The organism is Tianweitania populi, from assembly GCF_014652875.1.
Classification (GTDB): Bacteria; Pseudomonadota; Alphaproteobacteria; order Rhizobiales; family Rhizobiaceae; genus Tianweitania; species Tianweitania populi.
Map to the genome: position 1 here is coordinate 1164979 of NZ_BMZQ01000002.1, position 20447 is coordinate 1185425.

General features: G+C 62.3%; 20 protein-coding genes. 17 read left to right on the forward strand and 3 right to left on the reverse strand.

Annotated elements, in window-relative coordinates; all coding sequences use genetic code 11:
• Positions 1-68 precede the first annotated feature (68 nt).
• Entirely contained in the window at positions 69-1502 is a 1434-nt protein-coding gene (locus tag IE166_RS14940) for a glycosyl transferase family protein (protein WP_189505194.1), read from the forward strand.
• Positions 1503-1585: 83 nt separating this feature from the next.
• Here IE166_RS14940 and IE166_RS14945 read toward each other — a convergent pair whose 3' ends face one another.
• Positions 1586-2704: a DUF4214 domain-containing protein gene (locus IE166_RS14945; protein ID WP_189505196.1), complete on the reverse strand. Its 1119-nt coding sequence runs from the start codon at positions 2702-2704 to the stop codon at positions 1586-1588.
• A gap of 282 nt (positions 2705-2986) precedes the next feature.
• Here IE166_RS14945 and rpe point away from each other — a divergent pair, with 282 nt between their 5' ends.
• From rpe to IE166_RS14975, 6 genes are all read left to right on the forward strand, one after another.
• Positions 2987-3673 carry a ribulose-phosphate 3-epimerase gene (rpe, locus tag IE166_RS14950; protein WP_189505199.1) on the forward strand — a complete coding sequence of 229 codons (687 nt, stop codon included), beginning with the start codon at positions 2987-2989 and terminating at the stop codon, positions 3671-3673.
• The gene (gene gph / locus IE166_RS14955) at positions 3670-4350 is read left to right on the forward strand and encodes a phosphoglycolate phosphatase (protein WP_189505209.1); all 681 of its coding nucleotides are present in this window, start codon (positions 3670-3672) and stop codon (positions 4348-4350) included. Before rpe ends, gph begins: the two co-directional genes overlap by 4 nt.
• A gap of 76 nt (positions 4351-4426) precedes the next feature.
• Positions 4427-4792: a response regulator gene (locus tag IE166_RS14960; protein WP_189505211.1), complete on the forward strand. Its 366-nt coding sequence runs from the start codon at positions 4427-4429 to the stop codon at positions 4790-4792.
• A 123-nt stretch (positions 4793-4915) separates the two neighbouring features.
• Complete coding sequence (locus IE166_RS14965; protein WP_308430525.1) at positions 4916-6037, forward strand: DNA topoisomerase IB; 1122 nt, start codon at positions 4916-4918, stop codon at positions 6035-6037.
• Between the two features lie 118 nt (positions 6038-6155).
• Positions 6156-7115 (forward strand): lysylphosphatidylglycerol synthase domain-containing protein, encoded by a 960-nt coding sequence (locus IE166_RS14970; RefSeq protein ID WP_189505213.1) that lies wholly within the window; start codon positions 6156-6158, stop codon positions 7113-7115.
• Positions 7116-7222: 107 nt separating this feature from the next.
• Positions 7223-8116, forward strand: a complete 894-nt coding sequence (locus IE166_RS14975; protein WP_189505215.1) for a DMT family transporter — start codon at positions 7223-7225, stop codon at positions 8114-8116.
• On the opposite strand, the gene IE166_RS14980 is transcribed toward IE166_RS14975, so the two are convergent.
• Positions 8083-8988 (reverse strand): YihY/virulence factor BrkB family protein, encoded by a 906-nt coding sequence (locus IE166_RS14980; RefSeq protein ID WP_189505217.1) that lies wholly within the window; start codon positions 8986-8988, stop codon positions 8083-8085. The genes IE166_RS14975 and IE166_RS14980 overlap by 34 nt on opposite strands.
• A 153-nt stretch (positions 8989-9141) precedes the next feature.
• Between IE166_RS14980 and IE166_RS14985 the strand changes: the two genes are divergently transcribed.
• The 6 genes from IE166_RS14985 to IE166_RS15010 all read left to right on the forward strand — a co-directional run bounded on the left by IE166_RS14985 (position 9142) and on the right by IE166_RS15010 (position 13831).
• On the forward strand, positions 9142-9342 hold the full coding sequence (locus IE166_RS14985) for a twin transmembrane helix small protein (RefSeq protein ID WP_189505219.1): 201 nt from the start codon (positions 9142-9144) through the stop codon (positions 9340-9342).
• A gap of 33 nt (positions 9343-9375) precedes the next feature.
• A complete protein-coding gene (locus IE166_RS14990) occupies positions 9376-9954 on the forward strand; it encodes a cob(I)yrinic acid a,c-diamide adenosyltransferase (RefSeq protein WP_189505221.1) in 579 nt (192 codons plus the stop codon).
• A 193-nt stretch (positions 9955-10147) separates the two neighbouring features.
• Positions 10148-10894, forward strand: a complete 747-nt coding sequence (locus IE166_RS14995; RefSeq protein WP_189505223.1) for an electron transfer flavoprotein subunit beta/FixA family protein — start codon at positions 10148-10150, stop codon at positions 10892-10894.
• A gap of 23 nt (positions 10895-10917) precedes the next feature.
• The gene (locus IE166_RS15000) at positions 10918-11847 is read left to right on the forward strand and encodes an electron transfer flavoprotein subunit alpha/FixB family protein (protein WP_189505226.1); all 930 of its coding nucleotides are present in this window, start codon (positions 10918-10920) and stop codon (positions 11845-11847) included.
• Positions 11848-11953: 106 nt separating this feature from the next.
• Positions 11954-12829 carry a 3-hydroxybutyryl-CoA dehydrogenase gene (locus tag IE166_RS15005; RefSeq protein ID WP_189505228.1) on the forward strand — a complete coding sequence of 292 codons (876 nt, stop codon included), beginning with the start codon at positions 11954-11956 and terminating at the stop codon, positions 12827-12829.
• Positions 12830-13006: 177 nt separating this feature from the next.
• A complete protein-coding gene (locus IE166_RS15010) occupies positions 13007-13831 on the forward strand; it encodes an outer membrane protein (protein WP_189505230.1) in 825 nt (274 codons plus the stop codon).
• Between the two features lie 184 nt (positions 13832-14015).
• On the opposite strand, the gene tlpA is transcribed toward IE166_RS15010, so the two are convergent.
• Positions 14016-14684, reverse strand: coding sequence for a thiol:disulfide interchange protein TlpA (gene tlpA / locus IE166_RS15015; protein WP_189505232.1), 669 nt, complete (start codon positions 14682-14684; stop codon positions 14016-14018).
• 28 nt (positions 14685-14712) lie between these two features.
• Between tlpA and argH the strand changes: the two genes are divergently transcribed.
• The 4 genes from argH (at position 14713) to IE166_RS15035 (ending at position 20443) form a co-directional block, all read left to right on the forward strand.
• Positions 14713-16113, forward strand: coding sequence for an argininosuccinate lyase (argH, locus tag IE166_RS15020; protein WP_189506037.1), 1401 nt, complete (start codon positions 14713-14715; stop codon positions 16111-16113).
• An 80-nt stretch (positions 16114-16193) separates the two neighbouring features.
• Complete coding sequence (locus IE166_RS15025) at positions 16194-16403, forward strand: hypothetical protein (RefSeq protein ID WP_189505233.1); 210 nt, start codon at positions 16194-16196, stop codon at positions 16401-16403.
• A gap of 16 nt (positions 16404-16419) precedes the next feature.
• Positions 16420-17691: a diaminopimelate decarboxylase gene (lysA, locus tag IE166_RS15030; protein WP_189505236.1), complete on the forward strand. Its 1272-nt coding sequence runs from the start codon at positions 16420-16422 to the stop codon at positions 17689-17691.
• 160 nt (positions 17692-17851) lie between these two features.
• Positions 17852-20443, forward strand: a complete 2592-nt coding sequence (locus IE166_RS15035) for a TIGR02302 family protein (RefSeq protein WP_244641483.1) — start codon at positions 17852-17854, stop codon at positions 20441-20443.
• Positions 20444-20447: the final 4 nt, after the last annotated feature.

Here is a 20447-nt window from a genome sequence, read left to right on the forward strand (position 1 = left end):
TCGTGAAGGGCGCGAGCCAAGTTAGACAAGAGGATGATCTTGAACCTGTCGCCATTCAGGCGTTGAAGGTGCAAGCAAGCGCCGCCGAGTGCGAGGGCTCCAGATCACCGCTTGGCCGGCTTCGTCTCCTTGTTGCGCTGGATGCGTTGCTTGTGCACGGCTCGGTCGGCAAGGCTGCCGAGCAGATGGGGATCGGTGCACCAGCCATGAGCCGCCTTCTGCAACAAATCCGTGCCACCTATGGCGATCGCATTCTGGTGAAAACGGCGCGCGGCATGGTGCCGACGCCGTTCGCCGAAACTTTGCGCATGCGGCTGCGCGCGCTGGCAACTGAAACCAGCGATCTTCTCGATGTGTCGCAGCCGGTGGAGCCGCGCACACCGCGCGCGCAGTCCAACAAGGCGCCGATCGTCGCCGCACCGCCTTTGGCCATGCAGGCGGATCTTTCGGTCAACGGACCGACGCCGGCGGACTTCGCGGCCAAGCTCGCTCGGATCGGCCCGCGTGCGGAGCCGCGGCAGCGCCTGGCGAAGTTCGTGGCGACGATCGGGGCGGGTGCCGGCCGCAGTCGACCGCTGACGGTGGAAGAAGCCGACGAGGCCTTTGCGCTGATCCTCGCCGGCAAGGCCGATCCGATCCAGATCGGCGCCTTTCTGGTTGTGCTGCATTATCGTGGCGTGACCGCAGCCGAACTTGCCGGGCTGGTTCAAGCAAGCCGCCGTCATATCGGTGCACCGGATATCGGCGCTGGCGCGGTTGATTTGGATTGGCCAGCCTATCTCTCGCCGAAAGCCTCTTACGAGCCGTGGTTCCTGCTGGCAGCCAAGCTGGTTGCGCAAGCGGGCTACCGGGTGCTGATCCATGGCTCGGCCGCAAATCCTACGGAGGGCGAGCGAATGGCGGACAGCGCGCGCATTCTGCGCATGCCGATCGCCGCAAGCCTCGGCGACGCATCCGATGGGATCGCCGAACAGGGGATCGCCTATCTGCCGCTTTCTGCCATGTCTCAGCAGATCCAAGCGCTGACGGCGCTCTACAGCCTGTTCGAAATGCGATCGCCGCTGAACATTGCGACGCATTTGCTCAATCCGCTGGGTGCGGCGGCAAGCCTGCTGGGCGCTTCGCGCGCGATGTACCAGACTGGGCCCCGGGATGCCGCAGCACTGCTCGGCTGGCGCGATTTGGCGGTTTTGTCCAACAAGCGCGATGTCGCGGAAGCAACACCCTATCGCGCCACCAAGCTGCATCGGCTGGTGGATGGCGTGGCTGAAACGACGTTGCTGCCGTCGCAAGCCGAACCTGCGGCCTTGCAGCCGATCGGTCTTACCAGCCTGGAATATTGGCAGTCTGTCTGGGAAGGACGCGTGCGCGACGCTCGTCCGCGGCAGATCGTGATCGATACGGCGGCAGCCGCCCTTCTGATGCTGGAGCGGGGTGCAGCAGACGCCTTTGCCGCCAAACAAGAAAAGGCGGCCGCCTTGTGGGACGGCCGCCTGGGCTAGAAGGCTTTGGAGGGGAACGGGGAGCCTTCCGCTTTATCCCGGCGTCACGCGGGGGGAGGAAAACGCCGGGAATGGGTGTTTGATCAGGCGGCCAGGAAGAAGCCGTTGTCGATCGTGGCACCAACAAGCGCGACGTTTTCCGCGCTGTCGGAGAAGCCTGCTAGAACCTGTGCACGGCTTTGCGCGCCTGCATCGAGCTGGTCGGTCCAGTAATCGATGCCGGCATCTTCGCCCGCACGCTGCAGGATGTTTTCGTAGAGCTCTTCGATGAAGTCCTGCGTGGTCAGCGCACCATAGGTCTGCTGGAACTCGCGTGAGGCCAGGAAGTCCGCCGCAACCTCGGTCATGCCCTTGGCGCCACTGTCGAGAACGTCGATCCAGTAGTCGAGACCGGCCGCATCGGGTGCGCGGTCGAAGGCCGCCTGGTAGATGCGGTAGGCATAGCCTGCGGTTTCGCCGATGCCAGTGTCCAGATGCAGTGTACCGTCGGAGAAGTCGATGCGCTCCACGTTCTGGAAATAATCGACCTTGTCGCCGTTGGAAATGAACACGCCATTGGCCTGAACCGCATAGTTGAAGCCGGACGCCGAGGCTGCATAGGAGGCGCGGTCCGTGCTGCCCATGCCCTCTACATAATGGGACTGGCTGAGATTGATGACGAAGCGGTCAGCCCCTTCCGTGCCCATCAGCACGACATCGAAGTCGCCGTCATCCGTGCTGTTGTCCGGCACGCCGTTGTTGTCGAGATCGCGGCTGATATCGAGGCCGAGATTGATCGTGTCGAGAAGATTGACGTCGATTAGGCCGTCACCGTCGCGATCGAGAAGCGTGGCATTGATGCCATCATTGAGCAGTCCGACATCCACCAGGCCGTCGCCATCGCTGTCCAGCACGGACAGGCTGATGAGGTGGCTGCCATTGCTGTCTGGAAGGATGCCGAGCCGCAGCAGTGCCTGCTGATCGAGAAGATTGACGTTGACCAGACCGTCGAGCAGGCCGGTCGTGTTCACACTGGCTCCAGCGGAAGCTCCGCCGCTGCCACTGCCCGAACCACCGGTGATCGGGGTCAGAAGACCGCCAAGGCCGCCAGAGCCCAGGCCACCGGAGCTGCCGCCGCCCGATCCGTTTCCACCCTGTCCGCCGCCGAGCAAACCGTCCAGCGCGCTTCCCAAACCACCAAGCGTATTACCAAGAACACCCATGACAACCTCCTTTTTGGGTTTATTCAGGGGAGGCTGGCCGACGGAATTGAAGTACGTGTTAATTCAATCGGCAGTTTTGTAAGAATGCATAGATTGCTATCTGAAGTAGAGTAACGTGGTTATCGTATGCTTTTATTGATGCGAGTCGGGGATGCTTTGCCGTTGTTCTTCCATGTCTTAAACGGAAGGGTGCGGTCATCCTCGCCTGCGCCAATGCCCTGCGCTTGACGCGGCGCGCTTAGGCGACTAGCCCCGGCCCTGCATCTGCCCGGAGCTTATCTCATGCCGCATCCGACGATCATCGCCCCCTCGGTTCTGTCCGCGGACTTCGCGCGGCTGGGTGAAGAAGTCGAAGCTGTGGTGGAAGCGGGCGCCGACTGGATCCATCTCGACGTGATGGACGGGCATTTCGTGCCGAACATCACCTTCGGCCCGCCGGTTATCAAGGCGATACGCAAGCACACCAAGGCGTTCTTCGACTGTCATCTGATGATCGCGCCGACCGACACCTATCTTGAAGCCTTCGCCGATGCCGGCTGCGACGCGGTCACCGTTCATGCCGAAGCCGGTCCGCATCTCGACCGCTCGCTTCAGGCGATCAAGGCGCTGGGCAAAAAGGCCGGCGTGGCGCTCAACCCTTCGACGCCTGAAAGCGTCATCGAATATGTGCTCGACCGGCTCGACCTCGTTCTCTTGATGACCGTCAATCCCGGTTTCGGCGGCCAGGCCTTCATCCCATCGGTGGTGGAGAAGGTGCGGCGGGTCAAGACGATGATCGCCGATCGACCGATTCAGATTTCCATCGACGGCGGAGTCACGCCCAAGACCGCACCGCTGGTTGCAGGGGCCGGCGCGCAAGTTCTGGTTGCGGGATCGGCCGTGTTCCAGCCCGGCGGCATCGAAACCTACCGCCGCAATATTCTAGCCATCCGCCAGGCAGCGGACGGCGCACATTCGGAGATCGCATGACGTCCTGGCCCAAAGCGGTGCTGTTCGATTTCGACGGCACGCTGATCGATTCCGCTCTCGATATCCACGCCGCCACCAACATGCTGCTTGCGCGCGACGGCCTTGGCCCGGTCTCGCTAGACGACGTCAAGGCGATGATCGGGGAGGGCACCCGCAAGCTGGTGGACCGCGCCTTTGCGGCCGCCGGTCGTCCGCTGAACGAGGCAGAACTTGATGACAAGTACGGTCAGATGGTGCCGCTTTATGCCGCGAACCTCACCAAGCTCACGCAGCTGATGCCCGGTACGGCGGATGCGCTGGCAGCCCTTCATCAGCAGGGCATCGCCATGGCGCTTGTCACCAACAAGCCGGATTTTGCCATTGCCGAAATCCTCGGTCATTTCGATCTCACGCGTTATTTCCCGGTGATCGTCGGCGGCGATTCCGGCGTGCCGCATAAGCCCGCGCCCGACATGCTGTTCCTGGCCTTGTCCAAGCTCGGCGTTGAAGCGGCGGATGCCGTGTTTGTCGGCGACAGCCCGGCCGATGCGCGTTCGGCTCATGCTGCCGGCATGAAGCTGGTGCTGATCGAAGGCGGCTATTCGCGCGAACCTCTGGAAAGCCTTGGCGCCGATGTCGTTCTCCACGACATGAGCGAGCTGAACGCAGCCTTGACCCGTCTGGCGCCGCAAGGCTGAGGCGCCAGCAACAGCTCCATCGCCCTCAATGGGCGCGTTCAGCGAACGTCAAGCATTGGCGGCTAGGTTCCCCGTCATGGGGAAGCTTCTGATTGTTGAAGACGACGAATCGGTGCGCATGTTTACCGCGCGCGCTCTGACTGCGTCCGGGCACACGGTGGAAACGGCGGCCGACGGCGAAGACGGGCTGGCGGCGATCATGGCTGCGCATGGCCAGTTCGACCTCGTTCTGTCGGATATTCGCATGCCTGTCATGGACGGCATCGAAATGGCGAAGCAGGCCGCGAACGCCTTTCCCGGTTTGCGCATTCTCCTGATGACCGGCTATGCCGAGCAGCGCGAGCGGGCAGCCGAGCTGGACAGCATCGTCATCGATGTCGTGTCAAAGCCCTTCACGCTCGCCGATATCCGCAACAAGGTCCGCGACGCACTATCGCGGTAGTGAATCTGGTACGCGAGTTAGCGCAGTGTCAGGAGCCAGCGATCACTTTCCGCGCTCCCAGGAACAAGCACTGTTTTGTTTGAGTTACCTCTGGCCGCCACAGGGCTGTGCCGGAGTAAGCGCGTGCTGGACCCAACCGAAAAACTAGACCCGATCGACGAGACGAACAGCGTTCCCGGGACAAGTGAAACCACGGGCGATAAGCTAGAAGCCATCGTTGAAGTGCCGAAGATCCCTGGCCTGGTTTACCAGACCGACGAAGGTCCCGGCATCACACGCATCCGTGCCGGCACCGGCTTTGGTTATCGTGACCACGACGGCAAGAAGATCACGGATATGGAGACGCGCGACCGCATCCGCATGCTGGCAATCCCGCCTGCCTGGGAAAATGTCTGGATCTCGCCCAATCCTGCCGGCCACATCCAGGCCACCGGGCGCGATGCGAAGGGCCGCAAGCAATATCGCTACCATGCCAAATGGTCTGAGCATCGCGGCGAAGAGAAATATTCCAACCTCAGCAATTTTGCCGATGCTCTGCCGGCCTTGCGCATGCAGGTGGAAAGCGATCTGCGCCGCAACGGCCTGCCCTTCGAGCGCGTCGTGGCCTCCATTGTCTGGCTGCTCGACAACACGATGATCCGCGTCGGCAACCCGGCCTATGCCCGCGACAACAAGAGCTTTGGCTTGACCACCTTGCGCGATCGCCATGTGAAGATCGAAGGCTCCAAGCTTCGTTTCGCCTTTCGCGGCAAGTCTGGCAAGGAATGGAATCTCGGCCTGGTCGATCGCCGCATGGCAAAGCTCATTCGCGCCACGCAGGATCTGCCGGGACAATCGCTGTTCCAGTATCTCGATGACGAAGGCGGGCGGCATGCCATCCGTTCCGACGAGGTCAACGCCTATATTCGCGAACATACCGGCGGCGAATTTTCGGCGCGCAATTTTCGGACCTGGGGCGGCACCATCAGCGCGGCTTCCATCTTCAAGGAAACGCCTTTGCCGGAAACGCAGCGCGCCACCAAGGTTGCGCTTAACGGCGCCATCGACAAGGTGGCAGTCCGTCTCGGCAATACGCGCGCGGTTTGCCGCCGGTCCTATATCCATCCCCGCGTGATCGAAGGCTGGTCTGACGGCACGCTGGAAGCCGAACTTCGGGAGGCTCGCCGCTCCTGGCGCAAGCCGGTGGAGGGGCTCGACGAGGAAGAAACCACAGTCAAGAAATGGTTATCCGCTCGGCAGGCCTGAAGCGATCAATCGCTTCCTTCAAACCATCGTTTCTTGACCCATTCTGTGTCAGGGTCCATCACGCAGGCGCAGCATGGGTGGCTGTATTCGCGGAGGATGGAAGGCTGATCGAACTGGTATGAAGCTTTCGAAATTTATCTGGCCGGTTGTCGGCATCGTCGCTGTCTTGTTTTCGATCTGGCTGCTGGTCCAGGAACTGCGTGGTCTTTCCCTCGACGAGCTGATGGAAAGCTTCGCGGCCATTCCGCTGCATCGCTGGATCCTGGCAGGCCTGTCGACCCTTGTCGCTTATATCGGTCTTGCAGGTTACGACCGCGTCGCGCTGCTGCATCTCGGGCGCAAGGGCATCTCCTTCACCTTTATCGCGCTTTGCTCCTTCACGACCTATGCCCTGTCGCACAATATCGGCGCCTCGGTGTTTTCAGGCGCCGTCGTGCGCTACCGTGCCTATGGCTCGAAGGGGTTGAGCGCGCGCGAGATCGGCATTCTGGTCGCCTTCTCGTCCTTCACCTTCGTGCTCGGCGTCATGCTTTTGTTCGGGCTGGTGCTGGTCACCCATCCGGCGATCACCGAACGCTTCGTCGGCCTTCTGCCGGTGGAGGCTTCCGCCGCGATGGGCTGGGTCCTGCTCGGGCTCGTGGCGCTTTACGTGATCTTTTCTTGGCTTGGTTTGCGGCCGCTGCGCATCGGCACGTTCGAGCTGCATTATCCCCGTTTGCCGGTTGTGTCGCAGCAGCTTCTGATGGCGCCGATCGAGATCCTGGCTGCGGCCGCGATCATCTATTTCGCGCTGCCGGCCGAAGGTAATCCAGGCTACTGGATCGTGCTCGGCGTGTTTCTCGTGTCCTTCTCCGCCGCGCTGATTTCCCATGCACCGGGCGGCATCGGCGTATTGGAACTCGTCTTCATCACCGCTTTACCGGAGATGCGGCAGGAGGATGTGCTGGCAGCGCTGCTGGTGTTCCGTCTGTTCTACCTCCTCATTCCCTTTGTGCTTGCCCTGTTCGTGATCCTCGGCTTCGAGCGCTCGCAGTTCGGCCGCAAGGAGATCGCTACGCCGCCCGTGCCGCCGAGCTGAGGCCAACAGTCCGAGGCGCACCAAGCGCGGGCGAGCTTTGGGCCAGCGCCTATCCGAAAGGAGCAGGATTGGGTAAACAGCCAATCCCTCCTACCGGCTGTTCATCCATGCCCGCTTCGCTTTTCCGTTTCATGCCGGCGCTGTTCGTGGTGCTGTGGTCGACCGGCTTTATCGGCGCTCGTTACGCGATGCCCTATGCCGAGCCGCTCGGCTTTCTGGCGATCCGCTTCGGGCTGTCTTTCGTTATTCTGCTTTGCGCCCTGCTGATCCTGCGCAAGCCCCGTCTGCCGGCGCGCATCGCCATGCATGCGGCAATCGCCGGCGCCCTGCTGCACGGCGTTTATCTCGGCTTCGTGTTCTGGGTGATCCATGAAGGATTTCCGGCGGGATTGACGGCGGCGATTGTCAGCCTTCAGCCGGTGCTGGTGGCGATCTTTGCAGCGCTGATCCTGCGCGAAACCGTCACCTGGAGGCAATGGATGGGCATCGCGTTGGGCCTGGTCGGAACCGTGCTGGTGCTCCTGCCCAAGCTCGGCTTCACCGATCCGGGCGTGACGCCGATGACGATCGCGGGCTGTGTTCTGGCTCTGCTCGGCATCAGCGCCGGCACGCTGTGGCAGAAGCGCTTCGTCGGTCAGGCCGATCTCCTTGCCGGCACGCTGTGGCAATATCTGGGGGCAACGGTGGTGATGCTCATACCGGCTATGCTTCTGGAAGAGGGTCGATTAACCTGGAACCCGAGCCTTGTTCTGTCCCTGCTCTGGCTGGTCTTCGGCCTGTCGCTCGGCGCGATCTTTCTGCTGATGGCGATGATCAAGAACGGCGCGGTGTCGAAGGTCTCGTCCCTGTTCTACCTCGTGCCATCCGTGACCGCGCTGATGGCCTTCGTTCTGTTTGGCGAGCAGCTTGAACTCGTGCAACTCGCCGGCATGGTTCTGGTGGGAGCAGGCGTGGCGCTCGCAACGCGTCAGGGTTCCACTCTGCGGCGCGCTTCGCGGTAGCGGCGGATGGAGGTGTTGAGTTCACCGCCCAGAATGAAGATCGCCGACAGGATATAAAGAAAAACGATCGCCACCATGATCGAAGCCAGCCCGGCATAGGTGGTGGCATAGGTCGAGAAGCGGCTGAGATACGCGCCGAATACGGTTGAACCCACAAACCAGGCCGCCAGCGTAAAGGCGATGCCGGGAATGATATGGAGGAAGCGGCGCTTTCCGGCCGGCAGCCAGAAATGGATCGCCATCAGGCTGAGGATGATGACGCAGCCGGCAATGATGTAGCGCCATAGGTTCAGCGTGCCGACATAGTTCGGCTCGATCCAGTCCACATTGCGCTCCGCGAAGGCCGCCACCAGCGGCGCGACCACCAGCAGCACCGAAATGACGACGATACCGATCGTGGCGATCAGCACGAACAGAAAGCTTTGCAGGCGGCGAAAGATGAAGGACCGGTTTTCGCTAACCCGGTAAGCGCGGTTGAGCGAAACCCGCAGGGCCTCCACGCCGTTGGATGCAAAATACATGGCCGCGATGACGGACACCGTCAGAAAGTCGCCGCGCTGCACGGTCAGCACATTCGTGACTTCCTGCGAAATGGGTGCCGCGATGGCTTCCGGCCAGGCATCGAAGATCAGATGGATGGCCGTATCGGAAAAAGCGCTGGCGCCGAGAAAGCTTGCAAGGGTTGCGGCAAAGATCAGGAAGGGAAACAAAGCGAGGATCGCGGACAGCGCCAAGTGGCTCGCCATTGACCAGCCATCGTCGGAATCGAAATGATTATAGGCGTCCAGCACGATCCGGCGCGTCGCATTCGCGATCCGCTTGGGTCGTCCGGGCTTCCTTGGCCGGGCCGCGACGGGCGAGAATTCAAACATCGATCACCGCTTGATCATCGCGCGAATAACGGCTCCAGTTGGCCGCGGCCTAGCCACGATACGTGATTCCCATAAAGCACGTGCCTATATAGAGCAAAGTTGCAGATAACCGCAGCACGCACGTTCCAACACCATCAGTCAAAAGAGATCATCATGGCCATTGTTTTCAACATGCTCGCCGTTCTGGTGATGGTTGCCGTTGTTGCCGTGCTTCTGCGCGGGCTGGTGGTGATGATGCGCGGCGGTTCGGGCAATACGTCGAACAAGCTGATGCAGGCGCGCGTCGGCCTCCAGTTTGTCGCGCTGGTCCTCATCATGACCGCTTACTGGTTCTCGCAACGCGGTGGTTCCTGACCTCTCGTGTCAGCAGACTGAACAGGCAGACAGATGGTCAAGATCAACAAGATCTACACCCGCACCGGCGATGACGGCACGACAGGGCTGGCCGCCGGTCCGCGCCGCCTGAAATACGATCTGCGCGTCGAAGCCTATGGCACGGTGGATGAAGCCAATTGCTGCATCGGCATGGCGCGGCTTCATACGAGCGAGCTGCCTTTGATCGATGCGATGCTCATGCGCATGCAGAACGACTTCTTCGATCTCGGCGCCGATCTCGCCACGCCGGAAACCGGAAAAGACCTTGGCTATGAGCCGCTGCGGATCACGCCAGCGCAGGTGGCGCGGGTGGAAGCCGACATCGACCAGTTGAATGCCGTGATCAAGCCCTTGAAGAGCTTCGTCCTGCCGGGCGGTTCGCCGGCATCTGCCGCGCTCCACCTTGCCCGCACGGTAACGCGGCGGGCTGAACGCATCATTGTCCAGCTGGCGGCTGACGCCGAAGAGCAGGTAAGCCCGGAGGCGATCCGCTATGCCAACCGCGCGTCCGACTTCCTGTTTGTCGCCGCGCGCGCCTTGAACGACAATGGCGAAAGCGATGTCTTGTGGGTGCCCGGGCAAAATCGCTGACCCAGGCCTTGTCCGCTGACGGCGTCCTCATCGTTGCCCGGGAGTTGTTCAAACAGCGGTTAGGGATTGACGGGCGGAGCCCTGCTGATTACGCCTTGCCGCGTCTTTTGGCGCGCATGTCGGCATTCAGCTAGCGATAAAAGCCAGCGCCTGTTACCGAACGCGCAATTCTCAACGATAGAGGTAGTTGACGATGAAAGTTCTGGTCCCGGTTAAGCGGGTAGTCGATTACAACGTCAAGATCCGCGTCAAGTCCGACGGATCGGGCGTCGAACTCGCCAATGTCAAAATGTCGATGAACCCGTTCGACGAGATCGCGGTTGAAGAAGCGATCCGCCTGAAGGAAGCCGGCAAGGCCGAAGAGATCATCGTCGTTTCGGTCGGACCGCAGCAGGCGCAGGAAACGCTCCGCACGGCGCTCGCCATGGGCGCCGATCGTGCCATCCTGATCAAGGTGGAAGAAGCCGCCGAGCCGCTCACCGTCGCCAAGCTCTTGAAGGGCGTTGTCGATGCCGAACAGCCCGGCCTCGTGATCCTCGGCAAGCAGGCGATCGACGACGACGCCAACCAGACCGGCCAGATGCTGTCGGCACTGCTCGGCTGGAGCCAGGGAACCTTCGCATCCAAGCTCGAGATCGAAGGCGAAAACGCCAAAGTCACGCGCGAAGTGGATGGCGGTTTGCAGGTCATCACCGTCAAGCTGCCGGCGATCATCACAACCGACCTGCGCTTGAACCAGCCGCGTTACGCCTCGCTGCCCAACATCATGAAGGCCAAGAAGAAGCCGCTCGACGAAAAGTCGGCCGCCGATCTCGGCGTCGAAGTGAAGCAGCGCCTCACCGTGTTGAAGACCGAAGAGCCCGGCGGCCGCAAGGCTGGCGTCAAGGTCAAGGACGTGGCGGAATTGGTTTCGTCGCTTAAATCCGCCGGCGTGCTCTGAGTTCGGAAGAAAGGAAAGTTATCATGGCTATTCTCCTCATCGCCGAACATGACAATGCTTCGCTGTCGGACCAGACTGCCAAGGCACTGACCGCCGCCACTCAGATCGGCTCCGATGTCGACGTGCTGGTGGCCGGCAAGGGCGCGCAGGGCGTGGCCGATGCCGCTGCCAAGCTGCAGGGCGTGCGCAAGGTCCTTCTTGCCGAAGGTGACGACCTGGAACAGCGCTTGGCTGAGCCGCTCGCCGCCCTGGTGGTTTCGCTCGCCGACACCTACGACACGATCGTCGCGCCTGCGACCTCGACCGGCAAGAACGTGCTGCCGCGCGTCGCCGCCCTGCTCGACGTTATGCAGATCTCCGAGATCATCGAAGTCGTCTCCGCCGACACGTTCAAGCGTCCGATCTATGCCGGCAACGCGATCCAGACCGTGCAGTCGACCGATCAAAAGAAGGTCATCACGGTTCGTACCGCGTCCTTCACGGCGGCCGAAGAGGGTGGTTCGGCTTCCGTTGAAAACGCATCGGCTGCCGCCAATCCCGGTCTGTCCACCTTCGTGGAAAACCGCCTGTCGGAAAGCGATCGTCCGGAGCTGACTTCGGCCAAGATCATCATCTCGGGTGGTCGTGCGCTCGGTTCTTCCGAGAAGTTCGAGGAAGTCATCCTGCCGGTTGCCGATAAGCTTGGTGCCGCCATCGGCGCATCGCGTGCGGCCGTCGATGCCGGCTACGCCCCGAACGACTGGCAGGTCGGTCAGACCGGCAAGGTCGTGGCTCCCGAACTTTACATCGCCTGCGGCATTTCCGGTGCGATCCAGCATCTCGCCGGCATGAAGGACTCGAAGGTCATCGTCGCCATCAACAAGGACGAGGAAGCGCCGATTTTCCAGGTCGCCGATTACGGCCTGGTCGGCGATCTCTTCACGATCCTGCCGGAACTTGAAAAGGCGCTTTGACTTTCGTCCAAGAGATTGGGCAAAGTGATGAAGGCGGGATCCCCTCGATCCCGCCTTTTTTATCTTTCAAGCGGCGCAAAAGCCGCGTGCGGCGGGGTGTTACGCAATGGCAATCGAAACCGTAGGCGTGATTGGCGCCGGGCAGATGGGAAGCGGCATCGCACAGGTTGCCGCCATCGCCGGCTACAAGGTGCGGCTCTACGACGTCTCGGCCGACCGGATCCAGGCCGGTCTGGCGACGATCAGCGGCAATCTGGCTCGCTCCGTGTCGTCCGGCAAGCTGAACGAGGCGGAACGCCATGCAGCCATCAGCCAGATCGCGCCGGCCCATGCCATGGATGATCTCGCCGCCGCCGATCTGGTGATAGAGGCGGCAACGGAAGACGAGACGGTCAAGCGCAAGATCTTCGCGCAGCTTTGCCCGGTCTTGAATCCGACCGCGATCGTCGCCTCCAACACCTCGTCGATCTCGATCACCCGGCTGGCGGCACAAACAGACCGCCCGGAACGCTTTATCGGCATTCACTTTATGAACCCGGTTCCGGCCATGAAGCTGGTGGAGCTGGTGCGCGGTATCGCGACCGAAGACGCGACCTTCGAGGCCGCGCGCGATTTCGTGTCGAAGCTCGACAAGACGGTGACGACGGCCGAAGATTTTCCGGCCTTCATCGTCAACCGCATCCTTTTGCCGATGATCAACGAGGCGATCTACACGCTTTATGAAGGCGTCGGCTCGGTGGAAGCGATCGACACCGCCATGAAGCTCGGCGCCAACCACCCGATGGGCCCACTGCAACTGGCGGACTTCATCGGTTTGGACACCTGCCTGTCGATCATGCAGGTGCTGCATGACGGTTTGTCGGATTCCAAATACCGGCCATGCCCGCTGCTGGTGAAATATGTCGAAGCCGGCTGGCTCGGCCGGAAGGTCGGCCGCGGCTTCTATGATTATCGCGGCGAAACGCCGGTTCCAACGCGTTAGAAAAATCTAAATTAGGGAAGCGATCACTAAGTGCTCAAATTGTGTCTTTACGGCATCACTCATCTGCAACTGTTCTGTGATGCCAAGGAAACGCGTTTGTGATGAGAAACTAAAAGCGCTCTCCTCTAGTTGTTCAATTGCTCAGCAACACGCGATTGGATTGGGGGATTACCCGTGATGAAAAAGTTTCTACTGCTCACTTCGGTGACAATGATTGCAGCACCGGCTTTCGCGGCCGACGTTGTCATGGAAGAGCCGCCGGCACCGACGGTTGTGGAAGTTCCTGCCGCCAAGGGCTGGAGCGGCCTGTATGTGGGTGTGCAGGGTGGCTACGGTTTCGGCGACACCGACCAGATCGCCATTGATCCTTTCGCATTCCCAGGCCTCGTCACCGCCTTCACGCCGGCCGGTGCAGCACCGGGTTCGAGCTTTGCCGCCAGCGGCGACTTCGATGACGGTTTCGTCGGCGGCGCGCATATCGGTTACGACTGGCAGGTCAACAACCTCGTCTTCGGCGTGATCGGCGACATCACCTACACCGACCTCGGCGACGAGCAGAACGCATTCTCGCGCACGCCTGCCACCTACACGATCGAGCGTGATCTCGACTGGATGGCAACGCTGCGCGGCCGCCTCGGCTACGCCGTCAACGACAACCTGCTGATCTACGGCACGGGCGGCGTGGCTTATGGCGAAGTCGACTTCCGCTATTCGCAGCCAGGTTCGGCCGCAGCCTTCACCACGTCGGGCGGTCAGGACAGCGATTTCGGCTATGTGGTCGGCGCCGGTGTTGAAACCAAGCTGACGCAGAACATCTCGTTCGGCCTCGAATATCTGTACACCAATCTCGGCGACAACGACTTCGAAGCCAATCTCGTCAACGGTCCGTTCGGCGGCGCTACCGGTGCAGCCGGCAGCAATCCCGGCGGCACGACGCTGCGTGGTGCGGATGACGACTTCGACTTCCACACCATCCAGGCCAAGGTGTCCTACCGCTTCTAATCGCCTACGCGATTTGCTGAGCACAACAAGGAAACCCGTCGGAGCGATTCGGCGGGTTTTTTGCTGTCTGGATGTAAGGGTTAGAGCATTTCCGGCGAAAGAAGAATCGCCGAGAATGCTCTAACTCTCTGTTTAGACGCAATTTCCGGACGCAAAACCGCTCCGCACTTTTGCTGGAATTGCTCTAGTCCTTGCGGGCTTCCGCAATCAGCGCGCGCGCATCGGCGCTGTTCCATTCCGCCGGCCCGTTCATGTGGGTCAGCAGGCAGCCGTCCTTGTCGATCAACAAGGTGACGGGCAGGCCCAGCGCCAGCGCGCGTGATTTCAGCTCGTTGAAGATGCCGAGCGACGCATCGCGATAATGGGCGAGGGCTGTGACGCCGGTATCGGCCAAGAACGCCTTCGGCTTGGTGTCGTCGCCTGTGTCGATGTTGACAGCCACGACCTCGAACCCGTCGTCGCCGACTTCCTTCTGCAAAGCGTCGAGCGCCGGCATTTCCTGGCGGCAAGGCGCGCACCAGGTTGCCCACAGGTTGAGGAGCACGGTCTTGTTCTTCAGGTCAGCCAGCGTCATCGGCTTTCCGGCAGGATCGTTGAAGGCGAGCGAGGCCAGGGATTGCGGCGGATCGGCCGGCAGCATGGCCGCGACTTCGCCCTTCGCGGCATCGCCGACGCGCTTGGCCTTGTCCGCCTTGGCGGCACAAACGCGATCGTCGCTTGAACCGCTGGCCGTTGCGAACTTGCCAGTTTCCCCGCCGCTCACGTATACGGCAACGGCACCCGCAATGGCGCCAGCCAGCGCGGCAATCGCGATCCAGCGCTTTGCCGGAAAGAGTTTGGTGCGCTCAGTCATGACCTGTCTCCGAGGCCGCGTTACCACGATGAGCGACGAAAAGACCAGTAACGAGATGTGGGGCGGACGTTTTGCCTCGGGCCCTGCCGCGATCATGGAGGCCATCAACGCCTCGATCGGCTTCGACCAGAAGCTTTATGCTCAGGACATCCGCGGCTCGATCGCCCATAGCGAGATGCTGGCCGCGCAAGGCATCATCACGGCCGAGGACCAGGTTGCCATCGCCGAGGGTCTGCGCACCATCCAGCGCGAGATCGAGACCGGCTCCTTCCAGTTCTCGCGTCAGCTTGAAGACATCCACATGAATGTGGAATCGCGGCTGGCAACGCTGGTCGGCCCCGCTGCGGGCCGTCTCCACACCGCCCGCTCGCGCAACGATCAGGTCGCCGTCGATTTCCGCCTGTGGGTCAAGGATGAGCTTGCCCGCGTCGACCATGCGCTGACCAAGCTGATCGCCGCCTTCCTCAATCGCGCCGAGGAACATGCCGCAACCGTCATGCCCGGCTTCACCCATCTGCAAACCGCCCAGCCCGTCACGTTCGGCCATCATTGCATGGCCTATGTCGAAATGTTCGGCCGCGATCTCAGCCGTGTCCGCGATGCGTCCGCGCGCCTCGACGAATCGCCGCTGGGGGCCGCAGCGCTTGCCGGCACCGGCTTTCCGATCGACCGTCACAGTACCGCGCAGGCGCTCGGCTTCCGCGAACCGACCCGCAATTCCATCGACTCCGTGTCCGATCGCGATTACGCACTGGAATTCCTGTCGCTTTCCGCGATCTGCGCCACGCATCTGTCGCGTCTGGCGGAAGAGATCGTGATCTGGTCGACGCCGCAATTCGGTTTCATCCGCCTGTCCGACGCTTTTTCCACCGGCTCCTCGATCATGCCGCAGAAGAAGAACCCGGATGCGGCCGAGCTGACCCGCGCCAAGACCGGCCGCATCAATGGCCATCTGATCGCGCTGCTCACCGTCATGAAAGGCCTGCCGCTCGCTTATTCCAAGGACATGCAAGAAGACAAGGAAGCCGTGTTCGACGCGGCCGAAACGCTCGATCTGATGGTTGCCGCCATGACCGGCATGGTCTCGGACATGACGGTGCAAACTGAAGCCATGGCTCGTGCGGCCGGCTCCGGCTATTCCACCGCTACCGATCTGGCGGACTGGCTCGTGCGCACGCTGAACCTGCCGTTCCGCGAAGCCCACCATGTGACGGGCCGTGCCGTTGCCTTGGCTGAAGCCAAGAAGATCGGGCTGGAAGAACTGGCGCTGGCCGACCTCCAGTCTATCCATGCCGGCATCACCGATGCGATCTTCGACGTCCTGTCGGTCGAGAACTCGGTTGGAAGCCGCACCTCCTACGGCGGCACCGCGCCCGACCAGGTGCGCAAGCAGATCGCTTACTGGAAAGAGCGGCTGGCGCAGGGTTGAATGATGGCGGCTTGCCAAAGCCGCCATTCCCGGTGCATTGCCAAAGGCCCAAGCCTTGGCCACCTTGCAAGGATCGCACGATGACTGGTTCCCGCATTCTCGTTTTCGCCGCCTTGGCTGCCGTTTTGGCGACCAGCGCCTGCGGCCGCAGGCCGGCCGAGCTGCAAACGCCGAGCCAGGCTGCCAACGACACGAAACGCGAGGGCGCCGGCATCGGCATCAACCAGCCGGCCGCACCGGCTGCGGCTCCGGCGCCGGAGCGCCGCTTCATCCTCGATGGCCTGATCTGACCCGGCAGCGTTCCCCGTGAATCACTTCGATTATCGCGACGGCGCGCTGTTCGCCGAAGACGTCGCCGTCGCCGAGATCGCGCAAGCGGTCGGCACGCCGTTCTATTGCTATTCCACCGCCACGCTGGAGCGGCATTACCGCGTTTTCGCCGAGGCCTTCCGCGATCTCGACGCGCTCGTTTGTTACGCCATGAAGGCAAACTCCAACCAGGCGGTGATCGCGACCTTGGCACGGCTGGGTGCGGGTGCCGATGTCGTGTCGGAAGGTGAGCTGCGCCGAGCGCTTGCGGCCGGTATTCCGGCTGAGAAGATCGTGTTTTCCGGCGTCGGCAAGACGGCTGCTGAAATGGATTTTGCGCTGCAGGCCGGCATCCACTGCTTCAACGTGGAGTCCGAGCCGGAACTGGAGCTGCTGTCGCAGCGCGCCGTTGCGGCGGCTAAAACCGCCCGCGTGTCCTTGCGTATCAATCCAGATGTCGATGCGCGCACGCATAAGAAGATTTCGACCGGCAAGGCCGAGAATAAGTTCGGCATTCCGCGCCAGCGTGCGCGCGAGGTCTATGCCCGCGCGGCCGAGCTGCCGGGTCTCCTGATCGCCGGCATCGACATGCATATCGGCAGCCAGATCATCGATCTGGAACCGTTCGACGACGCCTTCCGCGTGCTGGCCGAACTGGTGGAACAGCTGCGCGCCGACGGTCATCAGATAAACCATGTCGATCTCGGCGGCGGCCTCGGCATCCCTTATCGCCGCGACAACGAACCGCCGCCGCTGCCGGATGCCTATGCTGCCATCGTGCACAAGCATGTGAAGCCGCTCGGCCTCAAGGTCATCTTCGAGCCGGGCCGCCTGATCGTCGGCAATGCCGGCATCCTCGTGTCTTCCGTCATCTACCGCAAGGAAGGCGAGGCGAAGAACTTCCTGATCGTCGATGCGGCGATGAATGACCTGATCCGCCCGACGCTCTACGACGCCTTCCACGACATTCGCCCGGTGCGTGAAGCCGAACCCGATGCGCGGCGCATCAAGGCCGACATTGTCGGACCCGTTTGCGAAACCGGCGATTATCTGGGGCAGGACCGCGATCTTCCGGTGATGGAGCCCGGCGATCTGATCGCCGTCGGCACCGCCGGCGCTTACGGCGCGGTGCAGGCCGGCACCTACAACACGCGGCTCCTCGTGCCGGAAGTGCTGGTGTCCGGCGACCAGTTCGCGGTAATCCGCGAACGCCCGACTTATGAGGATCTCATCGGCCTCGATCGCGTGCCGGAGTGGCTGGGGTCCTGAGCCAGCCATCAGTCACATATTGGTGCGTGGCGCCGGCTTCGCCTCGCCTTCGCCGCATATGCTGCTATCGTGATCGGGACACGCGGCCGATCCTCTTCTCAGGTGGCCGCCGGAAGGACTGATGGCGTCGACACCCCTTAAGCAAGGTTCGGACAGGGCCATGCCGCAGCTTAGGCGTCGGCGTGGGCTGACGGCTGCCACGATGGTGGTGGAGCGCCTCTGGCCGCTTGTTCTGCCGATCCTGCTCGTTGTCGGCCTGTTTTTGGCGCTGTCCTGGTTCGGCCTGTTCCGCATGGTGCCGGATCTCGTGCGGATCGGCGCGCTGGTGGCTTTTGTCGTGGCTGCATTGGTCGCGCTTTATCCGCTGCGCTTCTTCCGCCAGCCGACCCGCGCTGAGATCGACCGTCGCATCGAGGCGTCGAACCAGCTTCTGCATGCGCCCGTGCGCACCCAGACCGACCAGCTGACCGGCTCTGACGATCCCTTCGCCAATGCGCTGTGGCGCGAGCATCAGCGGCGCATGGCGGCACAGCTCGGCACCTTGTCAGGCGATCTGCCGAACACGCGTGTGCCCGAGCGCGACCCCTGGGGCCTTCGCGCTGTGGTCGCGCTTCTGCTGGTCATCGCTTTCGCCTTTTCGGCCGGCCCTTATGGCGGGCAGCTGTTTGATGCGTTCCAAAGCCGACCCGGCGCCGAGCCCGTACCGCCGCGCATCGATGCCTGGGTCACGCCGCCCGCTTATACCGGCAAGGCGCCGATCTTCCTGACCGCCGATGCCAACCGCACGCAAACCGCCTTCACGGTGCCGGCCGGCAGCCAGGTTTCCGTGCGCGTCACAGGCGGCAGCGGCGAAGAAGCGCTGATCTACACCGATGTCGACGGCAAGACCCGCACGATCGAGCCCGGCGGCGAAGCCAAGGCTGCACCTGACGCTGCCTCTGCGCCAGCCCCTGCTACTCCGCCCGAAACGGTGGGCACACTCCAGTTCATCGCCAAGCTGGTGACGGAAGGCGAACTTGTTTTAAGCCAAAGCGGCGACGATCTCGGCCGCTGGCAATTCGCGGTCACGCCAGACAATCCGCCGGTGATCCGCTTCTCGGAAGAACCGAAGCAGGCTGCCAATGGCAGTCTGGAGCTTTCCTACGAGCTTGAGGATGATTACGGCATCGCGTCCGCGCAGGCCGTCATCGCGCCTGCCGAACCGCCGGCAAAGACTGCGCATTCGCTTTATGGCGCGCCGGAAATGCCGCTGTCCCTGCCGCGCCGTGGCGACAAGGCGCGCAAGACCGTTAGGGATCTGACCCAGCATCCCTGGGCCGGCACGGAGGTCGATGTCACGCTCAAAGCCGTCGACGGCGCCAACCAGGAAGGCTTCTCGGAGCCGAAGCCGATGCGCCTGCCCGAGCGCCGCTTCACCAATCCGATCGCGCGCGCTTTGATCGAGCAGCGCCGCATCCTCGCCATGGACGCCGCCAATCGCCCGGCCGTTCTGGAATTGATGGACGCGATCACGCTGCGGCCGGAAGACACGTTCGAAGTTCTGTCGAACTATCTCGGCATCATGTCGGCCCGCACGCGCTTGCAGATGGCTAGGGATGACGACCAGCTGCGTGATGTCGTCGATTATCTCTGGGACATGGCGCTCACCATCGAGGACGGCGCGCTGTCTTCAGCTGAGAAGCGCTTGAAGCAGGCGCAGCAGGCCTTGAAGGATGCGCTGGAAAAGGGCGCCAGCGACGAGGAAATCGAGCAGCGCATGGCAGAGCTGCGCGAAGCCATGAACGAGTTCCTCAAGGAATTCGCCCAGCGCGCGCAGCCCAATCCGAACGCGACCATGCCGTCCGACATGCAGGCGCTCAGCCAGCGCGATCTCGACCGCATGATGGACCAGATCGAGGATCTCGCGAAATCCGGCCAGAAAGATGCCGCACAGCAGATGCTGTCGCAGCTCGAGCAGATGATGAACAATCTGCAGGCCGGCCGTCCCGGTCAGCAACAGCAGGGCGGGCAGCAGCAGAACGCGATGCGCCAGCAGATGGACAAGCTCGGCGAGATCATGCGCCGCCAGCAGGAAATGATGAACGAGACCTTCCGTCTCGACCAGATGCAGCGCGGGCAACAAGGTCAGCAGGGTCAGGAAGGCCAGGAGGGCCAACGCGGTCAGCAAGGCCAGCGCGGTCAACAGGGTCAAGGTGGTCAGCGCGGGCAGGGTGGCCAAGGTGGCCAGGGCCAGCCGATGTCGCCGCAGGATTATGCGGACGCCTTGCAACAGCTACAGGAAGGTCAGGCGCAGTTGCAACAGGAGTTGCAGCAGCTGCAGGAAAGCCTTCGCGGCATGGGCATGCAGCCCGGCGAAGGGTTTGGCCAGGCCGGCGAAGCCATGGGCCGTGCGGAAGGCGCGTTGGGTCAATCCGACGGCGAGCGCGCCACTGGCGAACAAGGCAGTGCGCTGGAAGCGCTGCGTCGCGGTGCGCAGGACATGATGCAGCAGATGCAGCAAGCGCAGCAGGGTGAGGGCGGGCAAGACGGCCAGGGACAGCCGGGCGGGCGTCAGCGCAGTGCCGATCGCGATCCGTTGGGCCGTCCGCGTGCCACCACCGGGCCGGACTTCGGCAATTCGGTCGAGGTACCGGATGTCATCGACGCCCAGCGCGCGCGCCAGATCCTCGACGAAATCCGCCGCCGGCTCGGCAATGCGCTCAGCCCGCAGCTCGAACGCGACTACCTCGAGCGCCTGCTCGATCTTCGCTAAAAGA